This is a genomic window from Streptomyces sp. Edi2 (assembly GCF_040253635.1).
GTDB lineage: Bacteria > Actinomycetota > Actinomycetes > Streptomycetales > Streptomycetaceae > Streptomyces.
In genome coordinates, this window is record NZ_JBEJGX010000003.1 from 1,742,330 (window position 1) to 1,761,933 (window position 19,604).

9 protein-coding genes and 1 pseudogene are annotated in these 19,604 nt (G+C 71.6%); 7 read left to right on the forward strand and 3 right to left on the reverse strand.

The annotated features are described in order from the left end of the window. The first annotated feature begins 588 nt into the window (after positions 1 to 588). From ABR737_RS11205 to ABR737_RS11230, 6 genes are all read left to right on the forward strand, one after another. Complete coding sequence (locus ABR737_RS11205; RefSeq protein WP_350250032.1) at positions 589 to 1,857, forward strand: MFS transporter; 1,269 nt, start codon at positions 589 to 591, stop codon at positions 1,855 to 1,857. Next, complete coding sequence (locus tag ABR737_RS11210; protein WP_350250033.1) at positions 1,857 to 5,156, forward strand: type I polyketide synthase; 3,300 nt, start codon at positions 1,857 to 1,859, stop codon at positions 5,154 to 5,156. Before ABR737_RS11205 ends, ABR737_RS11210 begins: the two co-directional genes overlap by 1 nt. A gap of 47 nt (positions 5,157 to 5,203) precedes the next feature. Continuing rightward, the gene (locus ABR737_RS11215; RefSeq protein WP_502964477.1) at positions 5,204 to 12,550 is read left to right on the forward strand and encodes a MupA/Atu3671 family FMN-dependent luciferase-like monooxygenase; all 7,347 of its coding nucleotides are present in this window, start codon (positions 5,204 to 5,206) and stop codon (positions 12,548 to 12,550) included. 179 nt (positions 12,551 to 12,729) lie between these two features. After that, a complete protein-coding gene (locus tag ABR737_RS11220; RefSeq protein ID WP_350250035.1) occupies positions 12,730 to 13,671 on the forward strand; it encodes a pseudouridine synthase in 942 nt (313 codons plus the stop codon). A gap of 137 nt (positions 13,672 to 13,808) precedes the next feature. Then, positions 13,809 to 14,483: an HAD family hydrolase gene (locus ABR737_RS11225; RefSeq protein WP_350250036.1), complete on the forward strand. Its 675-nt coding sequence runs from the start codon at positions 13,809 to 13,811 to the stop codon at positions 14,481 to 14,483. Between the two features lie 15 nt (positions 14,484 to 14,498). Continuing rightward, a complete protein-coding gene (locus ABR737_RS11230) occupies positions 14,499 to 14,948 on the forward strand; it encodes an NUDIX domain-containing protein (RefSeq protein ID WP_350250037.1) in 450 nt (149 codons plus the stop codon). A gap of 88 nt (positions 14,949 to 15,036) precedes the next feature. Here the strand turns inward: ABR737_RS11230 and ABR737_RS11235 are convergent, their stop codons facing one another. The 3 genes and pseudogenes from ABR737_RS11235 to ABR737_RS11245 all read right to left on the reverse strand — a co-directional run. After that, positions 15,037 to 16,656 carry an ABC-F family ATP-binding cassette domain-containing protein gene (locus ABR737_RS11235; RefSeq protein WP_350256748.1) on the reverse strand — a complete coding sequence of 540 codons (1,620 nt, stop codon included), beginning with the start codon at positions 16,654 to 16,656 and terminating at the stop codon, positions 15,037 to 15,039. A 380-nt stretch (positions 16,657 to 17,036) separates the two neighbouring features. Beyond that, complete coding sequence (locus ABR737_RS11240; protein WP_350250038.1) at positions 17,037 to 18,545, reverse strand: cytochrome P450; 1,509 nt, start codon at positions 18,543 to 18,545, stop codon at positions 17,037 to 17,039. A 39-nt stretch (positions 18,546 to 18,584) separates the two neighbouring features. Continuing rightward, positions 18,585 to 18,941 (reverse strand): annotated as a pseudogene (locus ABR737_RS11245) (transposase); the annotation flags it as partial. A gap of 90 nt (positions 18,942 to 19,031) precedes the next feature. Here ABR737_RS11245 and ABR737_RS11250 point away from each other — a divergent pair. Then, on the forward strand, positions 19,032 to 19,433 hold the full coding sequence (locus ABR737_RS11250) for a hypothetical protein (protein ID WP_093492918.1): 402 nt from the start codon (positions 19,032 to 19,034) through the stop codon (positions 19,431 to 19,433). Positions 19,434 to 19,604: the final 171 nt, after the last annotated feature.

The following is a 19,604-nucleotide window of genomic DNA, read 5'->3' on the forward strand; positions in this document are numbered from 1 at the left end:
AATCCCATTCCCCTTTTCCCGGCCCCACATCCCTCTCGGCAAAAGGGAATGCGTCCTAAGACCGCCGTAACTCGACCGGATTCCAGCGCGGCTGACCAGAAGTCTTGATCGGCCGGGGCGCACATGCTTGACTGGTGAATGAGAATGAGTAGCCGCTCGGGGCCTTCTATTGCTGCCGTGAGCCGGGGGGATGCGAGTCTGCGGCATGGGCGACTCAAGGCGAGTGTTGATACCGGCCGGCTCGGCGGGGATTTCGGGTGCCATGGTTCAGGCACCCCACGGATGACGCGGTGAAGTATCGGAGATGATACGGGAGTTGGCGACAGGAGAGGCCGCAAGAGGCCTCGGAACACGCGCGCAGGCTGCGGTTCGGGCCGGCCGCCGGAACCATGCATATACCACCTGACCTGGGAGTTCAGCAGCTCGGAGAATCGGCAATTCTGATATGCCTCCGGGTTGGTTCCAAGCCGTCTCCCCCCGTCGGGACGTGCGCTCCCCTTTCCGCCGGCTCGGCCGGTGACAAGGAGAGCAAACCGTTCCGCCTCAATTCATCGGTTCACGGCCTTCGGTGGACCAGAGGAAACGTGAATGGGATACTTCCGTCTGCTCGTCGTCGGGAATGGAATCTCGGCGTACGGCAGTTACCTGAATTTAGTGGCGCTGAACGTCTTCATCTACGACGTCACGGGCAGCGCGTTAGCCGCCGGACTCTTCATGGCCGTACGCCTGGCGACCAGCTTCGCGTCGGGCTTTGTGAGCGGCCGCCTCGTCGCGGCTTACGACCGCAAGCGCCTGATGATCGGCGCCGACCTCTGCCAGGCCATATCGCTGCTGACACTGCTGCTGGCCCCTGAGGGGGCGCGCGCCACGCTGCTCTACTTCCTCGCCGTGGTCACCGGCGGTTGCTCGACGCTCTCACAAGTGGCTCTGCGCAGCAGCATTCCGGAGATCGTCGGCAGCGAGCACCGGGCCCGCGCCAACGGCCTGCTGGTCGTGGGCCGGTCGCTGGCCATGATCGTCGGCTTCGCCTCGTCGGGCGTGGTGGTGGCGCAGTACGGCTACTCCACGGCCTTTGCGCTGGACGCCGTGAGCTTCGTGATCTCTGCGACGATCATGTTCCTGCTGCCCCTGCGCACCCGGGCAAAGGCGCCGGTGGAAGCCCCCGAGGGCGGCCCGGGGGAGGCCTCCGGTGCCACGGCGTGGACTGTCCGGATGCTGCTGCGGACGGCCCCGCTGCTGATGGTGATGATCGCCGTACGGGCGGCGGACGGGCTGGGCTCCTCTTCCCACAACATTGCCTTACCCCTCTATTCCCACGGCCTGGACCCCGGCCATCCGGCCACCTTCATCAGCCAGTTCTGGGCCACCTGGGCGATCGGCAACATCGTGGCTCAGCAAGTGTTCAGCCGGGTCGCCAAGCGGACCGGCCGGACGCCGGGCGAGCAGGCGTTCGCGCTCGGGGCATGTGTGATGTCGGCGGGGTTCATCGTGGTGTTCTGCGGGCTTCCCACCGTGCCGGCCATCATTGCCGCGCTCGTCGCGGGGGCCGCCGACGGATTCACCGAGACCGTGTACGTCACGAGGCTGCAGGCCGCCCCTGACGAGCAGCGCGGTCGCCTCTTCGGGCTCTCCGCCTCGGCCGAGAACGCCGGCTTCGGTCTGGGGATGCTCGTCAGCGGGGCGCTGCTGGAGACGTTCTCGCCGCTGCAGGTGGTGGCGTCCTTCCACGGCCTTGCCATCGTCCTGTGCGTCCTCCTGCTCCTGGTGAGCCTGCGACGGGCCGGCGCGGCCGTCCCGCGCAGGGAGGAACCGGCCGGCCCGGACCTGCCGGCGGCGGCGGCGGAGGGACGCAGCTGATGACGACAGGCACCCCCGACCCTCGCATCGCTGTCATCGGCATGGCCTTTCGGCTGCCCGGCGCCGCCACTCCCGAGGAGTTCTGGCGCATCATCCGCGACGGCACGGACTGCATCACCCGGTTCACGGAAGAAGAGTTGGCTGCCGCCGGTATTCCCGCTGAGCAGTACCGGGCGGCGGATTTCGTCGGCGCGTCCGGTGTGGTGGATGACATCGCCGGATTCGACGCCCAGCACTTCGGGATGAGCGCCCGCGAGGCCCAGCTCACCGAGCCTCAGCAGCGCCTGTTCCTGGAGTGCGCCCAGCACGCCCTGGAGAACGCCGGATACCCGGACGAGCGGGACGGCAACCGGGTGGGTGTCTACGCCAGTACGGGCTACCACCTGTACGCCCTGCAGAACTACCTGCTCCACAACGTGCTGCCCGGCCAGGCCGTCGACGACTGGATGGCCGGGATGCAGATCACGATCGGCAACTACAACGATTTCACGGCCACGCGCGTCGCCTACCGGCTCGGTCTCACCGGACCGGCCCTCAGTGTGCAGAGCGGGTGCTCCAGTTCCCTGGCCGGAGTGCAACTCGCCGCACAGTCGCTGCTCATGGGCGACTGCGACATAGCCCTCGCCGGCGCGGCCGCCCTCCATGTGCCGCAAGTACTCGGCTATCGCTACGTCAAGGGCTCGATTCTGTCCAGGTCCGGATGCCTGCGGCCCTTCGACGCCGACGCGGACGGGACGGTCGGCGGTACGGGGGTGGTGGCCGTCGTGCTGAAACGGCTGGAGCGGGCCGTCGCCGACGGCGACACCATCCATGGCGTCATCCGCGGCTGGGGCATCGGCAACGACGGTGCCGGCAAGAAGGCGTTCAGCGCTCCCAGCGCCCAGGGCCAGCGCGCCGCCATTCGCCAGGCGCTGGAGCGTGCGGGTGTCGGCGCGGAGACCATGGGCTACTTGGAGGCCCACGGCACCGGCACGCACAAGGGCGACCCGATCGAATTCGACGGTGCCACCGCCGCGTACCGCGAGGACACCGACCGCACCGGCTACTGCGCCCTCGGCTCGGCCAAGGCCAACATCGGCCATCTCGACGCGGCCTCCGGAGTGGCCGGACTCGTCAAGACCCTCCTGGTCCTGCAGCACGGCGTCATCCCGCCGATGGCGAACTTCAGCAAGCCCAACCCCGCCATCGGCCTGGACCGCAGCCCGTTCTACATTCCCCGGACCGCCCGGCCGTGGCCCGAGAGCGACACCCCGCGCCGTGCGGGCCTCTCCTCCCTCGGTGTCGGCGGCACCAACGTCCACCTCGTCCTCGAACAGGCCCCCGACCCCACGCCCCGGTCCGGCACCGCCGCCGTGCCGGACGTACTCCTGGTCTCGGGGAGCACCGAGGAGGCCCTGGCCGCCAACGCCGGCGCCCTGCGCGACAGCCTGCGGCAGCAACCCGGCGCACACCTGGCGGACCTCGTCACCACCACCGCCCTCGGCCGCGTCCACGGCCGGCACCGGCTCGCGGCCCGGGGCACGACCCCGGTCGCCCTCGCCGACGCCCTCGACGCCTGGCTGAGCGGCACCCACCCGGCAGCGGTGACGACGGGAACGCCCCTGCGGGAAGGCTCCGCCCGCGTGGCCTTCCAGTTCACCGGGCAGGCCAGCCCTTACCCCGGTATGGCCACCGCCCTGTACGAGCGCTTTCCCACCGTGCGCGACGTGCTCGACACCTGTGAGCGCCGTTACCGCGACCTCACCGGCGGCTCCCTGCTCGCCGGGCTGCTCGGGAACGGCTCGCAGACGGACGGGCCGTGGCACACCGACACGGCGCAGCCCGCCCTGTTCGCGCTGCAGTGCGCCCTCGTCGATCTGTGGCGCGACGCCGGTATCGCTCCGGACTTCGTGGCCGGGCACAGCGTCGGCGAGTACGCGGCGCTCCACGCTGCCGGAGCCCTGTCGCTCGACGAGGGGCTTCGCGTCACCGCCGCTCGCGGCCGGCTGATGCAGCAACGCTGTCTGCCGGGTGCGATGACCGCGGTAGCGCTCGACCGGGAGGCTGCCCAGGCGCTGGCCGCCGAGGTGCCGGGCCTGGAGCTGTCCGTGACCAACGGGGAACGGGCCAGGGTGCTCGCCGGGCCCGCCACGGCCGTGGACCGGCTGGACGCCCTGCTCGACGAGCGCGGCATACCGGGCGAGCGACTGCCCGTGGCGCGCGCCTTCCACACGGCCTTGATGGAGCCCATGCTGGAGGAATTCCGGACGGTCCTCGGCGAGGTGGCCTTCCGGCCGCTGCGCATCCCGTTCGTCAGCGGGCTCGACGGCGTGACACGCCCGCCCGGGTGGGCCCCGGACGCCGCGTACTTCCTCCGGCACACCCGTGAGCCGGTCCGCTTCGACGAGGCGCTGCGCGGCATCGGCCGTCATGAGCCCGATGTGCTGCTCGAGATCGGGCCGCACACCACCCTGAGTGGTCTGGCGCGCCGGGCGCTGCCGAGCGTGCGGTCGTTGCCGTCCATGCGGCGTGGCACCGCGCTCGGGGCGCTCTGGGGCGCGGCGGCCGCGTTGCACTGCGCGGGAGCGGACGTCAAATGGCGTGCGCTCCTGACGGGCTGCGGGGGCCGGCGGATACCGCTGCCCGGATACCGCTTTCAGCACAAAGACCACTGGACAGGGCCGGAGTTGCCGGTCCTGCCCACCAGAAACCCAGAGATACATGGAGTCGCAGTGGGACAGCACGAGGCAGTGATGGAGCGGATACGTCGAAGCATCACCGAGTCGACGGCGCGGCACCTCAGCCATGATCCATCGGCCATCACCAGCGACACCTCCTTCTTCGACCTCGGCGCCGACTCCCTGCAGATGATCAGCGTGCTGCGCGAACTGGAGCAGGAGCATCAGGTCAAGGTGACGATGCGAGAGCTGTTCGAGGAGACGGGGACGCCGGGCCTACTCGCGAAGCTCATCGCCGACCGGCTGCCTGGAGCAACGGCGGCGGTGGCGGAGCCGGTGGCGGAGCGGGCCTGGGAGCCGGAGTCCGCGGCGGAGCGGGCCTGGACTCCGGAGCCTGCCGACCGGCACTCCCCCGTCGTGCGAGAGCGAGAGCCGGTGGCCACCCACGCCCTGTCCGCTCCGGAGGCCGCGCCCGTCGCCACCGCTCCCGACTACGCCACGCGCCAGGAGCTGGAAGACCTCGCCCACAAGCTTCACCAGATCTCGCAAATACAGCTGCAGATGATGTCCCAGATCTCCCAGTTGCTCTCGCTCCAGGCTGCTTCGGCGACGCTCGGGGTCCACGGCAAGGCTGCCGAGTGACCGGGCTGAACGGCGTCGGTGCTGCCCTTGACCGGGATCTGGCGGCCATGGCCGAACTCTCGCAGCGCATCGCCGAGCAGATGGGCGCCGATGCACCCGCCGCGGAGCGACCTGCTGAGCCGCACCGCATGCACGGCCCCCGGGTAACCGTCCCGCGTGCCTCCGGCATGATCCAGGGCACCTCGCCGCGTTCCCAGCAGGAGCATCTGGACGACCTCGTACGCCGCTACACCGCCAGGACCCCGGCCTCGAAAAGGATCGCCCAGCGCTACCGCCGCGTGCTGGCCGACAGCCGTGCCGTCGTCGGCTTCCGCACCAGCACCAAGGAAATGCTCTACCCCCTTGCGAGCCGCCGGGCGAGCGGGGCGCGGCTGACGGACGTCGACGGCAACGAGTACGTCGACATCACCATGGGCTTCGGCGTGCTGCTCTTCGGCCACGAGCCGGCCTTTGTCACCGAGGCTGTCCGTGAGCACCTGTCGCGGGGCATCCAGCTCGGCCCCCGCACCACCGAGACAGGCGAGGCGGCCGAGTTACTGGCCGAGCTGACCGGCCTGGAGCGGGTGGCGTTCGCCAACTCCGGTACGGAAGCCAACTCCGCGGCCATCCGCCTGGCCCGCGCGGCCACGGGCCGAGGCAAGGTCGTCACCTTCCTGGGTGCGTACCACGGCCATGCCGACAATGTCCTCGGCCGTCCCCCGGGCGCAGGGGCGGATCGGGCCACCGTGCCCGTCTCCCGCGGTATCCCGCACAGTGCCGTCTCGGATCTGCTGGTGCTCGATTACGGCAGCGACGCGGCCCTGGAGGCGATCGAGCGGCAGGCCGGGGAGATCGCTGCGGTGGTGGTGGAACCGGTGCAGAGCAGACACCCCTCTTTGCAGCCCGTCGAGTTCGTACGGAAGCTGCGCGAGCTGACCCGCCGCCACGGCATCGTGCTGATGTTCGACGAGATGCTGACCGGCTTCCGCCCCGCGCTGCGCGGGGCGCAGGAGCTGTACGGCGTCCGCCCGGACCTCGCCACCTACGGCAAGCTGCTCGGTGGCGGCTTCCCCATCGGAGCCATCGCGGGCCGCGCCGACATCATGGACGGCGTCGACGGCGGCTACTGGACGTACGGCGACGCCAGTTACCCGCCCGCTGACACCACGTTCTTCGGCGGTACGTACCTCCAGCACCCGGTGTCGATGGTCGCCGCGCGCGCCGTTCTCGCGCACCTCAAGGAGCACAGCCCGCGCCTGCAGGAACAGCTCAACGCGCGTACCGCCGGACTGGCCGACACGCTCAACGGCTTCTTCGAGGCCGAGGAGTTCCCCCTGCGGATGAGCCACTTCGGCTCCCAGTTCCGTTTCGAGCACCGCGCCGACATGGAGCTCCTGTACCACCACCTGATGCTGCGTGGTGTGCATGTCTGGGAGTGGCGCAACTTCTTCCTGTCCACCGCCCACTCGGACGGCGATATCGAGTTCATCGCGGATGCGGTGCGGGGCTCGCTGCGCGAGCTGCGGTCGGCGGGCTTCTTCCCGGGCGGCCGGCCCGCGGCCCCGAAGACGGTGGTTCCGAAGACGGTGGTTCCGAAGGCGACGGTTCCGAAGGCAGTGGCACCGGAGCCGGCCGCCCCCACCGCGGCATCCGCCGCAGTGACCGCCATGCCCCGGAACACCGCTGCGGCCACCGCACCCCGCCCGGCCCCCGCGAAGGCGGCCGCGCCCCGCACCCCCGACTTCAGCGTCTACTTCTTCGGCGACTACCCACAGGACGCCGCCACGCCCCGCCACGGCAAGTACGAACTCCTCATGGAGACCGCCCGCTTCGCCGACCGGCACGGCTTTCACGCGCTGTGGATGCCCGAGCGCCACTTTCACTCCTTCGGGGGCCTCTTCCCCAACCCGGCGGTGCTCGCCGCCGCGCTGTCCCGCGAGACCGAGCGCATCCGGCTCAACGCCGGTTCCGTGGTGCTGCCGCTCCACGACCCGATCCGCGTGGCGGAGGAGTGGTCGATGGTCGACAACCTCTCCGGCGGGCGGGTCGGCATCGGCGTGGCCGGCGGCTGGAACGCCAACGACTTCGTCTTCTTCCCCGACCGCTTCGGCCGGCATAAGGAGGTGATGTACGAACAGGTGCAGCAGGTAAGGGACTTCTGGCGCGGTGAGGCGCTGCGGCGGACCACCGGTGACGGCGAGGGCGAGGTGCGGCTCTTCCCCCGGCCCGTGCAGGACGCCCCGCCCATGTACACCGCGGTGGTCGGCAACCCGGAGTCGTACGAGCTCGCCGCCCGCCACGACCTGGGCATCGTCACCAACCTGATGACGCAGAGCGTCGAACAGCTCCAGGAGAACATCGCCCGCTACCGCCGCACCCGCGCCCGGCACGGCCTGGATCCGGACGCCGGCCGGGTGGCCGTCCTGCTGCACACCTACCTCGCGGCAGACCACGACACCGCGCGGACCGGGGCGTACGAACCGCTGTCCCGCTATATGCGCGCGTCCCTGTCACTGTTCAGCGGCGTCACCAACAGCCTGGGGCACAGCGTCGACCTCGCCACCCTCAGCGAGGACGACCTGGAAACGGTGTTCCGCCGTGCGTACGGCCGCTACTGCGACCAGCGGGCCCTGATCGGTACGGTGGACAGCGTCGGCCCGGTGGTGGACGCGGTGACCACGGCGGGCGCCGACGAGATCGTCACACTGGTCGACTTCGGTGTCGCGCCGGACGAGCTGCGCGCGGGCCTCCCCCATATCGCCGCGTTGCGCCGTCGCTACCTGGAGAACCCGGAGAAGCCTGCTGCCCCGGCAGCCTCCGCGCCGGCCGCTGCCGCCTCCGTGGCGGCCGCCCCCGCACCCGTGCCTCGCGACACGCCTGGTGACGCGTCTGGTGACGCGCCGCTGTCGCCGGGACAGGAGCGGATCTGGTTCCTGGAGCGGCTGCTTCCGGGACGTACCGCCTACAACGAGGTCAAGGCGATCCGCCTGGACGGCCCGCTCGATGTGCCTGCTCTGCGCGCGGCTCTGCACGGCCTCATCGCCCGCCACGAGGGGCTGCGCACCGTCTTCCACGAGACGGGAGGCGAGCCGCGGCAGGTGGTGCAGGCATCGGCCCGGCCGGACTTCGAGGTCGTGGACGGCACCAGCCGTCCAAAGGCCGCGGTCCAGGAGGTCCTGGCGGCAGAGAGCGCCCGCCGTTTCGATCTGGCGGCCGGCCCGCTGTTCGTCAGCCGTCTGGTCAGAGTCGCTGACGAGGAGCACGTCCTCGTCCTCTCCCTCCACCACATCGTGGTCGACGCGGCCTCCGCCACCGTCCTGGCCCGCGACCTGTCCGCCCTCTACCGCGCCGGACTCGGCAAAACCGCCCCCGGTCTGCCGGTACTGCCCTGGAGCTACGCGGAGTACGCAAGCGAGCAGGCGGCGTCCGTGGACCATCCCAAGGCCGCCGAGGACCTGGGCTACTGGCTCCATGCGCTGGGCGGTGATCTGCCCGTGCTCGACCTGCCCGCCGACCGGCCGCGCCCCGCAACGATGACCTCCAACGGCCGGGCGGTCTTCCGCACCCTGGATCCGGAACTCTCCCGGCAGCTACGGGAGTTGAGCCGTACGCACCGGAGCACCCTGTTCATGACCCTGCTCGCCGGGTACGCGGCGATGCTGCACCGGGTCACCGGTCAGGAGGACATCGTCATCGGCGTCCCCGTCTCCGACCGGCCGAAGCGGGCCGAGGACCTGCTCGGGTTCTTCGTCAACACCCTCGCGCTGCGCTTCGACCTGTCCGGCGATCCCGGGTTCGGCGGGCTGCTGGACCGGGTGCGTACCGTCGCTCTCGACGCGTACGACCACGCCGGCGTGGCGTTCGAGACGGTGGTCCGCGAGCTCGCGCTGCCACGGGCGGTGGACCGTACCCCGGTGTTCCAGGTGCTCGCCGAGTTCCAGCGCAGCGAACCGTTCCGCTTCGACCTGCCCGGCATCGTGGCCACACCGCTGGACGCCGGTCCGGACAAGGCCCTGACGGATCTCACCCTCTACTTCACCGACCAGCCGGAGGGCATCCGCTGCCACCTGGAGTACCACACCGACCTGTTCGATCCGGACACCGTCGAGCGGTTCTTCACCACCTTCCGGGACCTGCTCACGGCGGCCGTCGACGCCCCCGAGGCACCGCTGTCCCGGCTTGCCGCCGTGGCGGCCTGCGGGGAGCCCGTACCGGAATCCTGGCAGCGCGGCCCCTCCCGTACGTCGCCGGACACCGCCGTGCACGAGCTGGTGGCCCGGCAGGCCGCCGCAGTCCCGGGCCGCACGGCGGTGATCAGCGGCGGCACCGTCCTGACCTACCGTGAACTGGACGAGCGTGCCGAGCAGTTGGCCGCCGTTCTCCAGGCACAGCACGCGGACGGCAGCGCCGGTGACGTGGTGGCCCTGTGGCTGCCACGCTCCGCCGATCTCGTCGTGGCCATGCTCGCGGTGCTCAAGGCGGGCCGCGCCTACGTGCCGCTCGACCCCTCCCTCGGCCGGGCGCGCGCCCAGCAGGTGATCGCCGAGTCCGGGGCCCGGATCGTGGTGTCCACGCGGGCCGAGGCGGCCGCACTGGCGCTGCCCGGCGGACTGACCACCGTGACACCCGACGCCACCCCGCGCCGGCCCCGTCGCACCGCGGCCGCCACCGACCGCGAGTCCCCGTGCTGCGTCCTCTACACCTCCGGCAGCACCGGCACACCCAAGGGCGTCGCGGTGCCCCACCGCGCCGTCGTCGACCTGTGCCGGTGGCACCACCGGCGCTTCGCCTTCACCACGGCCGACCGCAGCGCCGTCGTCTGCAGCCAGAGCTTCGACGCCTCGATCCTGGAGATCTGGCCGGCACTGACCGCGGGCGCCTCGGTCACGATCGCCGACGAGGCGGTCCGCAAGGACCCGCTCGCCCTCGCCCGGTGGTACGCCGGGCAGGGCGTCACCTTCTCCATCCTGCCCACGGCACTGGGCGAAGCGGTGCTGCAGCTGCCGCCCGGCAACCAGCCGCCGCTGCGTCATCTGCTGCTCGGTGGTGACGTGTTGCGCACCCGCCCGCGGCCCGAGGCACCGTACGAGACGGTGAACGTGTACGGGCCCACCGAGGTCACGGTGCTGTGCACGGTGGAGACCGTGGCCCCTCAGGGCTCTCCCCCGGCTGACGGGGCGATCGCCATCGGCCGCCCGGTCGACAATGTGCGCCTGCGCGTGGCCGACGAGTCGGGCAGCCCGGTGCCGGTCGGGACCGTGGGGGAGTTGTTCGTCGGCGGCCCGGGTGTGGCCCTCGGCTACCTGCACCGGCCCGAATTCACCGAGGAGCGGTTCCTGCCGGACCCGGACGGTGGCCCGGCCGCCCGCCTGTACCGCACGGGCGACCTGGTGCGCTGGACCACGGACGGAAAGCTCGAGTTCCGCGGCCGGACCGACGACCAGGTGAAGATCCGCGGCTTCCGGATCGAGCCGGAGGAAGTCTCCCGCGTACTCAACAGCCTGGACGGCGTGCGCGAGGCGGCCGTGCTGACCCGCCGCAACGAAGGGGACGAGGCATATCTCGCCGCCTACGCCATCCCCGCCGACCCGGTCGGCGAAGCCCCCGACGACCGGCAGGCGTTCGCCGACCTGATGGCCGACGAACTGGCCGCCCGGCTGCCGGAGTATCTCGTGCCGCGCGCCTGGGAAGTCCTCACCGAGCTGCCCCTGACAGGCAACGGCAAGCTGGACCGCGCCAGGCTCTCGCCGCCCGGCCTCGTCGCCGCGGCACCGCGGCGGGAGCGACGTGCCACCGGTGAGGAGGCGGATGCCGGCCCCGGCACAGGAGCCGAGCCCGGCCTTCGCACCGACCTCGTCGAGCGGCGGATACGGGAGCTCTGGGCGGCCGAGTTCGCCCTCGACGCCGACGGCATCGCGGCAGATGCCTCGTTCTTCGACCTGGGCGGCCACTCGATCACCGCGATGCGGCTGGTCAACCGGGTCCGGGAGGAGTTCGGGACCGAGTACCCCATGGTGCGGTTCTACCAGGAGCCAACGCTGCGGGCCATGACGTCCTGTCTCACCGGGGAAACAGGAGAACGCGGACCGTCCGGAGCCGATCACGGGAGCGGCGCCGTCGAACGCCGGGCGCCCGCCACCGAGCAGCAGGCGCGCTTCGCCTCGGTTCACGCCCGTCACCCTCTTCCGCAGGTCTTCAACGTCGCCATGCGGATCAGCTTCTCCGGGGCCCTGGACGTGGCGGCGCTGCGCACCGCACTGACCCGCCTCACAGAACGGCACGAGGGCCTGCGGACCCGCCTTGCCAAGGACGGCGAAGGCTGGCAGCAGGAGGTGCTTCGTCCCCGGCCGGTGGACCTCTCCGTCGAGGACCTGACCGCCCGGCCTCCCCAGGAGCGGGATGCCGCCTTGGCGCGCGCCGGCGCCGAGGCCGCGGAGACGCCGCTCGACCCCGTCGGCGGCGTTCCGATGACCCTTCGCCTGCTGCGCACCGGCGAGAAGACCTGGGTGCTGCTGTTCGCCCTGCACCATGCCCTGTGCGACGGATGGTCCGTCAGCCTGCTGCTGAAGGAACTGGCCGCGCTCTACACCGCGGCCATGACAGGTGTCCCGCACACCCTGACACCCGTGCCCTATCAGCCCATCCCGTACGCGCAGTGGCAGCGCGACCACGCCGATGCAGCCGCCGACGAGCGGAAACTGGAGTTCTGGCTGCGCCAGTTGGACGGCGTGCCCTTCGGCGTCGGCCTGCCGCTTGACCGGCCGCGGTCGACGATCGCGAGCGGGCAGGGCGGGATGGTGATGTTCACCGTGCCGGCCGAGGTGCGTACCGCCGTGGAGCAGCTGGCCAGGCAGCGGGGCACGACCCCGTTCGTGGTCACCGCAGCGGCCCTGGGGCGGATGCTGTCGCAGAAGTCCGGGCAGCCGGACGTCTTGTTCAATATTTCCTACGCCAACCGTGAGCGGCGCGACTTCGAGTCGCTGGTGGCCTGTGCGACCACGGGGTTTGCACTCCGGGTGCGCAATGGCGCGGCCGGTCCCTTTGCTTCTCTGACGGACCAGGTCGCCCGTACGACGGTGGAGTGCATCGATCAGGTCATGCCGGTACGCCGGATCGCCCCGGTGATGCGGGAGCGCAAGGGCATCACCATGCCCGACCAGCTGGCGGTCGGCTTCGCCTACCAGAGCTCGCTGGAGACCGACATCGAACTACCGGGGCTGACCACGACTGTCGAGGATCTTGCCCCGGCCGCATCCCGGGCGGACCTCACCGTCGGGCTCGTGCCCACCGGGGACGTACTCGCGGGTTTCATGGAGTACTCGGCCGACCTGTGGGACCGCGCGACCGTCGAGGGGTGGGCCCGTGACTACGTCGAGCTCCTGCGGAAGGAGGTGCGGCAGGCTCAGGGCGGCTGAAGGACAAGAAGGCCGGGGGCCACCGGGCCCCGGCCACCTTGAATGCCCTGGTCACGGCCGGTGTGCGGGCGGCGGCCCGCGGCCCCGGCCCGACTCTGCCGCGGACACGGAGCGGGCGGGTCCCCGAGCCGCCCCGGGCCCGCTTTGCGTTGCCGGCCGGGCTGGGGTTCTCTTGCCGGGTGAGACGCAGATCCCCGGCCCCTCCTGCCCCGCTCCCCCAGCGTGACGGTATCGATCCCGTACGGGTGCGGCTGCCCGCCGATCCGGACGGGGTGTGGGGCACGGTCCGGGAGCATCTGGTGCACCGGTTCCAGGGGGCGATCGGGGCGCAGCGGGTGGACGCGATGCTGGGCGCGGGGCGGTTCGTCGGGACCGGCGGCGCGCTGAGCGGGGCGGAGCCGTACGAGCCCGGGCGGTATGTGTGGTTCCACCGGGACTTCGCGCCGGAGGTGCCGGTGCCGTTCGAGGTGCGGGTCGTCCACCGCGACGAGCGGATCGTGATCGCCGACAAGCCGCACTTCCTCGCCACGACGCCGCGCGGGCGGCACATCACCGAGACCGCGCTGGCCCGGCTGCGGCGCGAGCTGGAGCTGCCCGCGCTGCAGCCCGCGCACCGGCTCGACCGGCTGACGGCGGGGCTGGCGCTGTTCGTCGTACGGCCCGAGGACCGGGGCGCGTACCAGGGCCTGTTCGGCGGGCGGCGGGTGCGCAAGGAGTACGAGGCGGTGGCGCCGTACGACGAGGCGGTGGCGCTGCCGGTGACCGTGCGCAGCCGGATCGTGAAGGAGCGCGGGGTGATGGCCGCGCGCGAGGAGACCGGTGCGGCCAATGCGGAGAGCCGGATCGAGCTGGTGGAGCGGCGGGGCGGGCTGGGCCGGTACCGGCTGCTGCCCGCGACCGGCCGTACCCATCAGCTGCGGGTCCATATGAACGGCCTCGGGCTGCCGATCCTCCACGATCCGGTCTATCCGGTGGTCGGGGACCCGGACCCGGACGACTTCAGCGCGCCGCTCCAACTGCTGGCGAAGGTGCTGGAGTTCACCGATCCGGTGGACGGCAGGACTCGGCGTTTCGAGAGCGGGCGGCGGCTGGCGGCGTGGGACCCGGCTCCGCCGGCGTGATCGCGGACCTGGCGGCGGGGCGCTCCCCTACCGCGTTCGGGCCGGCGGTGACCCGCACGGAATTTGCGGTGCGGACGGCGGCCGGGTCTGCCTAAGGTGCGCCGGTCGGTGGAAGCGGGAGAGGGACGGGCGGGCGCATGCTGATTTTCGATGCGGATGACACGTTGTGGGAGAACAACGTGGTCTTCGAGCGGGTCATCGACGAGTTCCTGGACTGGATGACCCTTCCCGGGCTCGACCGGGCCGGGGTGCGGGCCGTGCTCGACGGGATCGAGGCGGCGAACGCGGTGACCCTCGGATACGGCAGCAAGGTGTTCCTGCACAGCCTCGGGGAGTGCGTGGCGCGGCTGCGGGGCCGGGCCGCGACGGACGAGGAGACGGCGCGGATCTCCGGATGGGCCGCGGCCTTCGACCGGGACCACGTGGAGCTGATCCTCGGGGTGGCCGAGACCCTTGCCGAACTGGCCCGGCGGCACGATCTGCTGCTGCTGACGAAGGGCGACACCGAGGAGCAGCGGCGGAAGGTGGCGAACTCCGCGCTGGCCGGGTACTTCCGGGGCGTCCACATCGTGGCGGAGAAGAACACCGCCACGTATGAGGAGCTGACCCGCTCCTACGACCTGGAGCCGAGCTCGGCGTGGATGATCGGGAACTCCCCCAAGTCGGACATCCTGCCGGCCCGTTCCGCGGGCCTGAACGCGGTGTTCATCCCGCACGACCACACCTGGGTCCTGGAGCACGACGAGCTCGACGCCACCGACGAGAAGGTGCTGCGGCTGTCGGCGTTCGGTGAACTGCTGCGGCACTTCTGAGAAGAAGGGGGGGACATGACGGTGGTGGGACCCAAGGTGTCCTGTGTCTTCGTGTGCCATGACGGCGCCGGGCGGGTGTTGCCGGCCCGGCGGAGCACGGGGGCCAGGGACGAGCCGGGGACCTGGGACTGCGGCGCCGGGGCGCTGGAGTTCGGTGAGTCCTTCGAGACGGCCGTGGCACGGGAGGTGTACGAGGAGTACGGCGTGCGGCCGCTCGCCATCGAGCAGATCGGGGTGCGCAATGTGCTGCGCGGTGACCCGGTCGACTCGCACTGGGTCGCGGTGGTCTTCGCCGTACGGGTGGAACCGGACGAGGTGACGATCGGCGAGCCGCACAAGTTCGATGCGCTCGCCTGGTGCGCTCTTCAGGAGCTGCCGGTGCCGCTGCATTCGCAGTGCGGGGAGACCCTGGAGCTGTTCGGCACGGGGGCCGGCGCGCGGCGGGCCGGCCGGCCGCGGGGCTGACCACGGGGCCGGGGCCGCCGACGCGGGCGACGGGGCGGAGGACGAGGCAGGTGACGGGGCGGGGGACTTCTCCCCCGCCCCACTCCGTCTACAGCGGTGCGATATCGGTCAGTTCACCGTCCTCCAGGGCGAGCCGGCGCGTGATGCCGATGTCCCGGAGGAACGCCTGATCGTGGCTGACGACGAGAAGCGCGCCCTCGTAGGAATCCAGGGCCGTGACCAGCCGGCGGACCGACGCAAGGTCGAGGTTGTTGGTCGGCTCGTCGAGCATCAGCAGCTGCGGGGCCGGCTCGGCCAGCATCAGCGCGGCGAGCGAGGCGCGGAAGCGTTCGCCGCCGGAGAGCGTGCCGGCCTGCTGGTCGGCGCGGGCGCCCTTGAACAGGAAGCGGGCGAGCCGGGCCCGGATGCGGTTGTTGGTGGCGTCCGGCGCGAAGCGGGCGACGTTCTCGGCCACGGTCAGCTCGGGGTCGAGGACGTCCAGCCGCTGCGGCAGGAAGCGGTAGGGGACATGGGCTTCGGCCGTCCCTTCCTGCGGGAGGATCTCGCCGGCGAGGGTCCGCAGCAGGGTGGTCTTGCCGGAGCCGTTGCGGCCGGTCAGCGCGATGCGTTCGGGGCCGCGTACCTCCAGCTCGGCCCGGGCGCCGAAACGGGTGCGCAAGGCGTGCAGGGTGAGCACCGTGCGGCCCGGCGGCACGGCGGTGTGCGGCAGGTCGATACGGATCTCGTCGTCGTCCCTGACCGCCTCGGCCGCCTCGTCCAGGCGCTCTCTGGCCTCCTTGAGTCGTTCGGTGTGCAGGATGCGGTGCTTGCCCGCGGATACCTGGGCCTCCCTCTTGCGCTCGTTCATGACGATCTTCGGCTCGCGCTTGTTGGCGTTCATCTTGTTGCCGTAGCGCACCCTGCGTGCCAATTTGATCTGGGCGTCGGCCAGTTCGCGTTTCTGGCGCTGGACGTCCGCCTCGGCGGCCCGCACCGTCCGCTCGGCCGCTTCCTGTTCGACGGCCAGGGCGTGTTCGTAGGCGCTGAAGTTGCCGCCGTACCAGTGGACCTCCCCGTCGCGCAGGTCGGCGATCCGGTCGACGAGTTCGAGGAGTTCACGGTCGTGACTGACCACGACGAGCACACCGGACCAGCCGGTGACCGCGTCGTACAGCCGCCGCCGGGCCGGCCCGTCCAGGTTGTTGGTGGGCTCGTCGAGCAGCAGGACGTCGGGACGGCGCAGCAGCAGGGCCGCCAGCCGCAGCAGGACCCCCTCACCGCCGGACACCTCGCCGATGGTGCGGTCGAGGTCGAGGCCGGGCAGCCCGAGCTGGTCGAGGGTGGCGCGGGCCCGTTCTTCGACGTCCCAGTCGTCGCCGATGGCGGTGAAGTGCTCCTCGCTCGGGTCGCCGCCCTCGATGGCGTGGAGGGCGGCGCGCGCGGCGGCGATGCCGAGCGCTTCGTCGACCCGCAGGTGTGTGTCGAGCGAAGCGTGCTGCGGGAGGTAGCCCACCTCGCCGGCGACTTTGACGCTGCCGGCGGTCGGGGAGAGTTCGCCTGCGATCAGCTTCAACAGGGTGGACTTTCCGGCCCCGTTGGAGCCGATGAGGCCCGTACGGCCGGGGCCGACGGCCAGTTGGAGGTTTTCCAGGACGGGGCTGCCGTCGGGCCAGCTGAAGCCGAGGCCGGTGCAGACGAGGGCCGCGGACGACGCGGAGGTGGGTGGCATGGACACAGGGGTCTCCTGGGCGCGAAGGGGGGAGGGGAATGCGCTGGGAGACACCGCGTCATCGGCGCGTCGTCGAAACGCCGGGGTGCGTCGGGTACGCCGTACGTACGCCGAGGTCGCGGACGGGCCGCGCGAGGCATGAACCGCCGCTCCGGATACCGGAAGCGCAGGGCGGATCACCGTCGCGGGCGCGGTGTCTCAGGACCTCAGACGAGCAACGGCCTTCTCCGATCGGCGGCAATGGGACCGAGAACGAAGATACGGGGGACGCCGCCAAAACGCAAACGCTATTTTCGTTGCGTTTGCGTCGGCCGGTTTCGTGGGGGTTCCGTTCGCTTCCCACGGGGCGTGCGGCGTCCCCGGGCCCTCGGGGGTTCCCCCTACTCCCCCGCTCCGCCGCATGGGCGCAGGCGCACCCGGGCCGGACCGGTTGCCTGGAGGGTGATCCCGGCGGCGACCGGCACCTCCTGGTCCACGGCTTCGAGTTCGTACCTCCGCAGCAGCGTGGCCAGCGCCAGCACGGACTCCAGCATCGAGAAGTGCTGCCCGATGCAGGCGCGCGGCCCGCCGCCGAACGGGAACCAGGCGTAGCGGTGCCGTTCCGCCTCACGCTCGGGTGCGAAGCGCCGCGGATCGAAGCGTTCGGGGTCCTCCCACAGCTCCGGGCTGCGGTGGGTGACCCAGGGCGCGACGACCACATCGGCACCGGCCGGGATGCGGTATCCGCCGATCTCCGTGGCGGCCACGGCCCGGCGGCTGATGACCGGTGCCGCCGGATACAGCCGCATGGACTCCTTGAGCGCCTGGGTCAGATACGGCAGACGGTCCAGGTCGGCGGCCGAGGGGGTGCGCCCGCCCAGCACCCGGTCGATCTCCTCGCGCACTCTTTGCTGCTCTTCGGGGTGCCGGGCGAGGAGGTGGAGGGTGAAGGCGAGGGAGGTCGCGGTGGTTTCGTGCCCCGCCAGCAGGAAGATCAGGACCTGTTCGCGGACCTCGGTCGCGTCGAGGGAGCCGTCCTCGTCGTTGCCGGCCGCGGCCAGCAGGGACAGCAGGTCATCCCCCTCGTCCATCTCGTTCCTCTCGTCCCTCACCTCCCTCTCGCCCCTCTCGTCCGCCCCGCCCGCCTCGCCCGCCTCGCCCGCCGACGTGGCCGCCCCGCGCGCCGCCCGCCGGTCCGCGATGACGCGGTCGCACAGGGCGTTCAGCTCGTCGGTGGCGGCCCGGACCCGCAGGTTGGCGGGGGTGGGCCAGTCCCGCGGGACCTTCACGGGCACGTAGGCACGCCGTACGACATAGGAGTTGATGACCGGGGCGCACCGGTGGAAGGTGTCCTCGACCGCCGCCGCGTCCAGGCCGAACAGGATCCGGGCGACGGTGCGCAGCGCCAGCCGGTTCATCTCGGGGATCAGGTCGACGGTGTTGTCCCCGGCGGTGCGCCAGCGCTCGGCGAGGGTGCCGGCCTCGGTCGTGATCGCCGCGGCGTAGCTGTCGACCCGGCGCTTGGTGAACAGTGGCTGCACCAGCCGCCGCTGCCTGAGGTAGTCGGAGTCCTGGCTGGTGAGCAGGCCGTTGCCGAAGGCCTGCCGCACCTCTTCGTAGAGCGGGTGGTCCTTGCGGAAGTTGGCGGCCTGGGAGGCGAGGATCTGCTGTACGCCCTCGGGCGCGAAGACCGCGTGGAACACACTGCGCAGACCGGGCGGGCCGGCCGCCAGCCGCACCACATCGCCGTGCGTACGCCGCGCGTTGAGGAACGTGGTGAGGGAGTCGCGCCGCAGGTCGAGCATCGAGCCGAGCACGGGGAGACCGGCGGGCCCGGGGATCTCGCTCTCCGGTGCGGGGCCGGGGTGCGGACCGGGGCGGGGGTGGGGCTGGGAGTCGGTGTGGTGCATGCCGGATGTCTATCCAGCGGACCCGGGTTCCTACCGTTCCTAAAGACTGAGCGGGAGTGGGTCCTGTCGCCAGAACCCACGCTCAGCCGAGCGCCCCGAACGGTCTTGGGCGTTCTGGTCCACCGCGTTCCTGCCGCGTTCAGCTCCATCGGATCGTGTCCGTGGTCCGGGTACGCGGGGGCGGTTTCCCTCACGCCCCCGGTCACCTGGTCCGGCCTGGGCGGTCCGATGCCCGCGAGCATCGCTCTGGTGCTGGCGGGGCGGTGCCGTCCGTCGCCGGATCGGGTGTCCGAGGGAGCGCCTGCCGATGGCCACCGAGGCGGCGGCGTGTCGGCTGGTCTTGCGGTGTGTGGTGGTCAGCGGCTTCTGCCAGTGCTGCGCACCCCACATGCTGGTGTCACATACCCGACTTCGAGGGCCAGCAGTTGAAAACCCCGCCCGGACCTCCCGCATTGGGGCCGCGGCGCCGCCCGTAGCATGTGCCGGATGATCGACAAGCGTGCCGGACGGGCAGCCACCGCGGCCCCGTGCCGGGTCACCGTATGCCGCGGCTGCTGCTGCGGCGATGCGGCCAAGATCCCGGGCGTCGACCACGCCGGGCAGATACCGCGGTTGCGCGCGGCGCTCGACGGCGCGGCGCCGGTACGGGCCTCGGAGTGTCTGGACGTCTGTGACCAAGCGAATGTGGTCGTGGTCCAGCCGTCGCCCGCGGGCCGGGCGGCCGGCGGGCGCCCGGTGTGGCTGGGGCTGGTCAACGACGACGACGCGCTGGCCGATATCGCCGCGTGGATCCGGGCCGGCGGTCCCGGCCTGGCCGAACCGCCGGGAGTGCTCGACCTCTATGCGATCACGGTGTCACGACGGGTACGGGAGGGGCTGGAGGGCTGAGGCGCCACGACGGGGCACGATGGGCACGGGGGGGGCGGATGGGCCACCGGGGCCCGGCGGGGCCGTCGTGGAGCCCCGATAGGGCCGCCCTGGTGCCACGACGGTGCCGCGCCGCGCATCGAGCCGCCCGCTGCCCGCCCCCCCTTGAAGGACACCGCCACCGGTTACCGG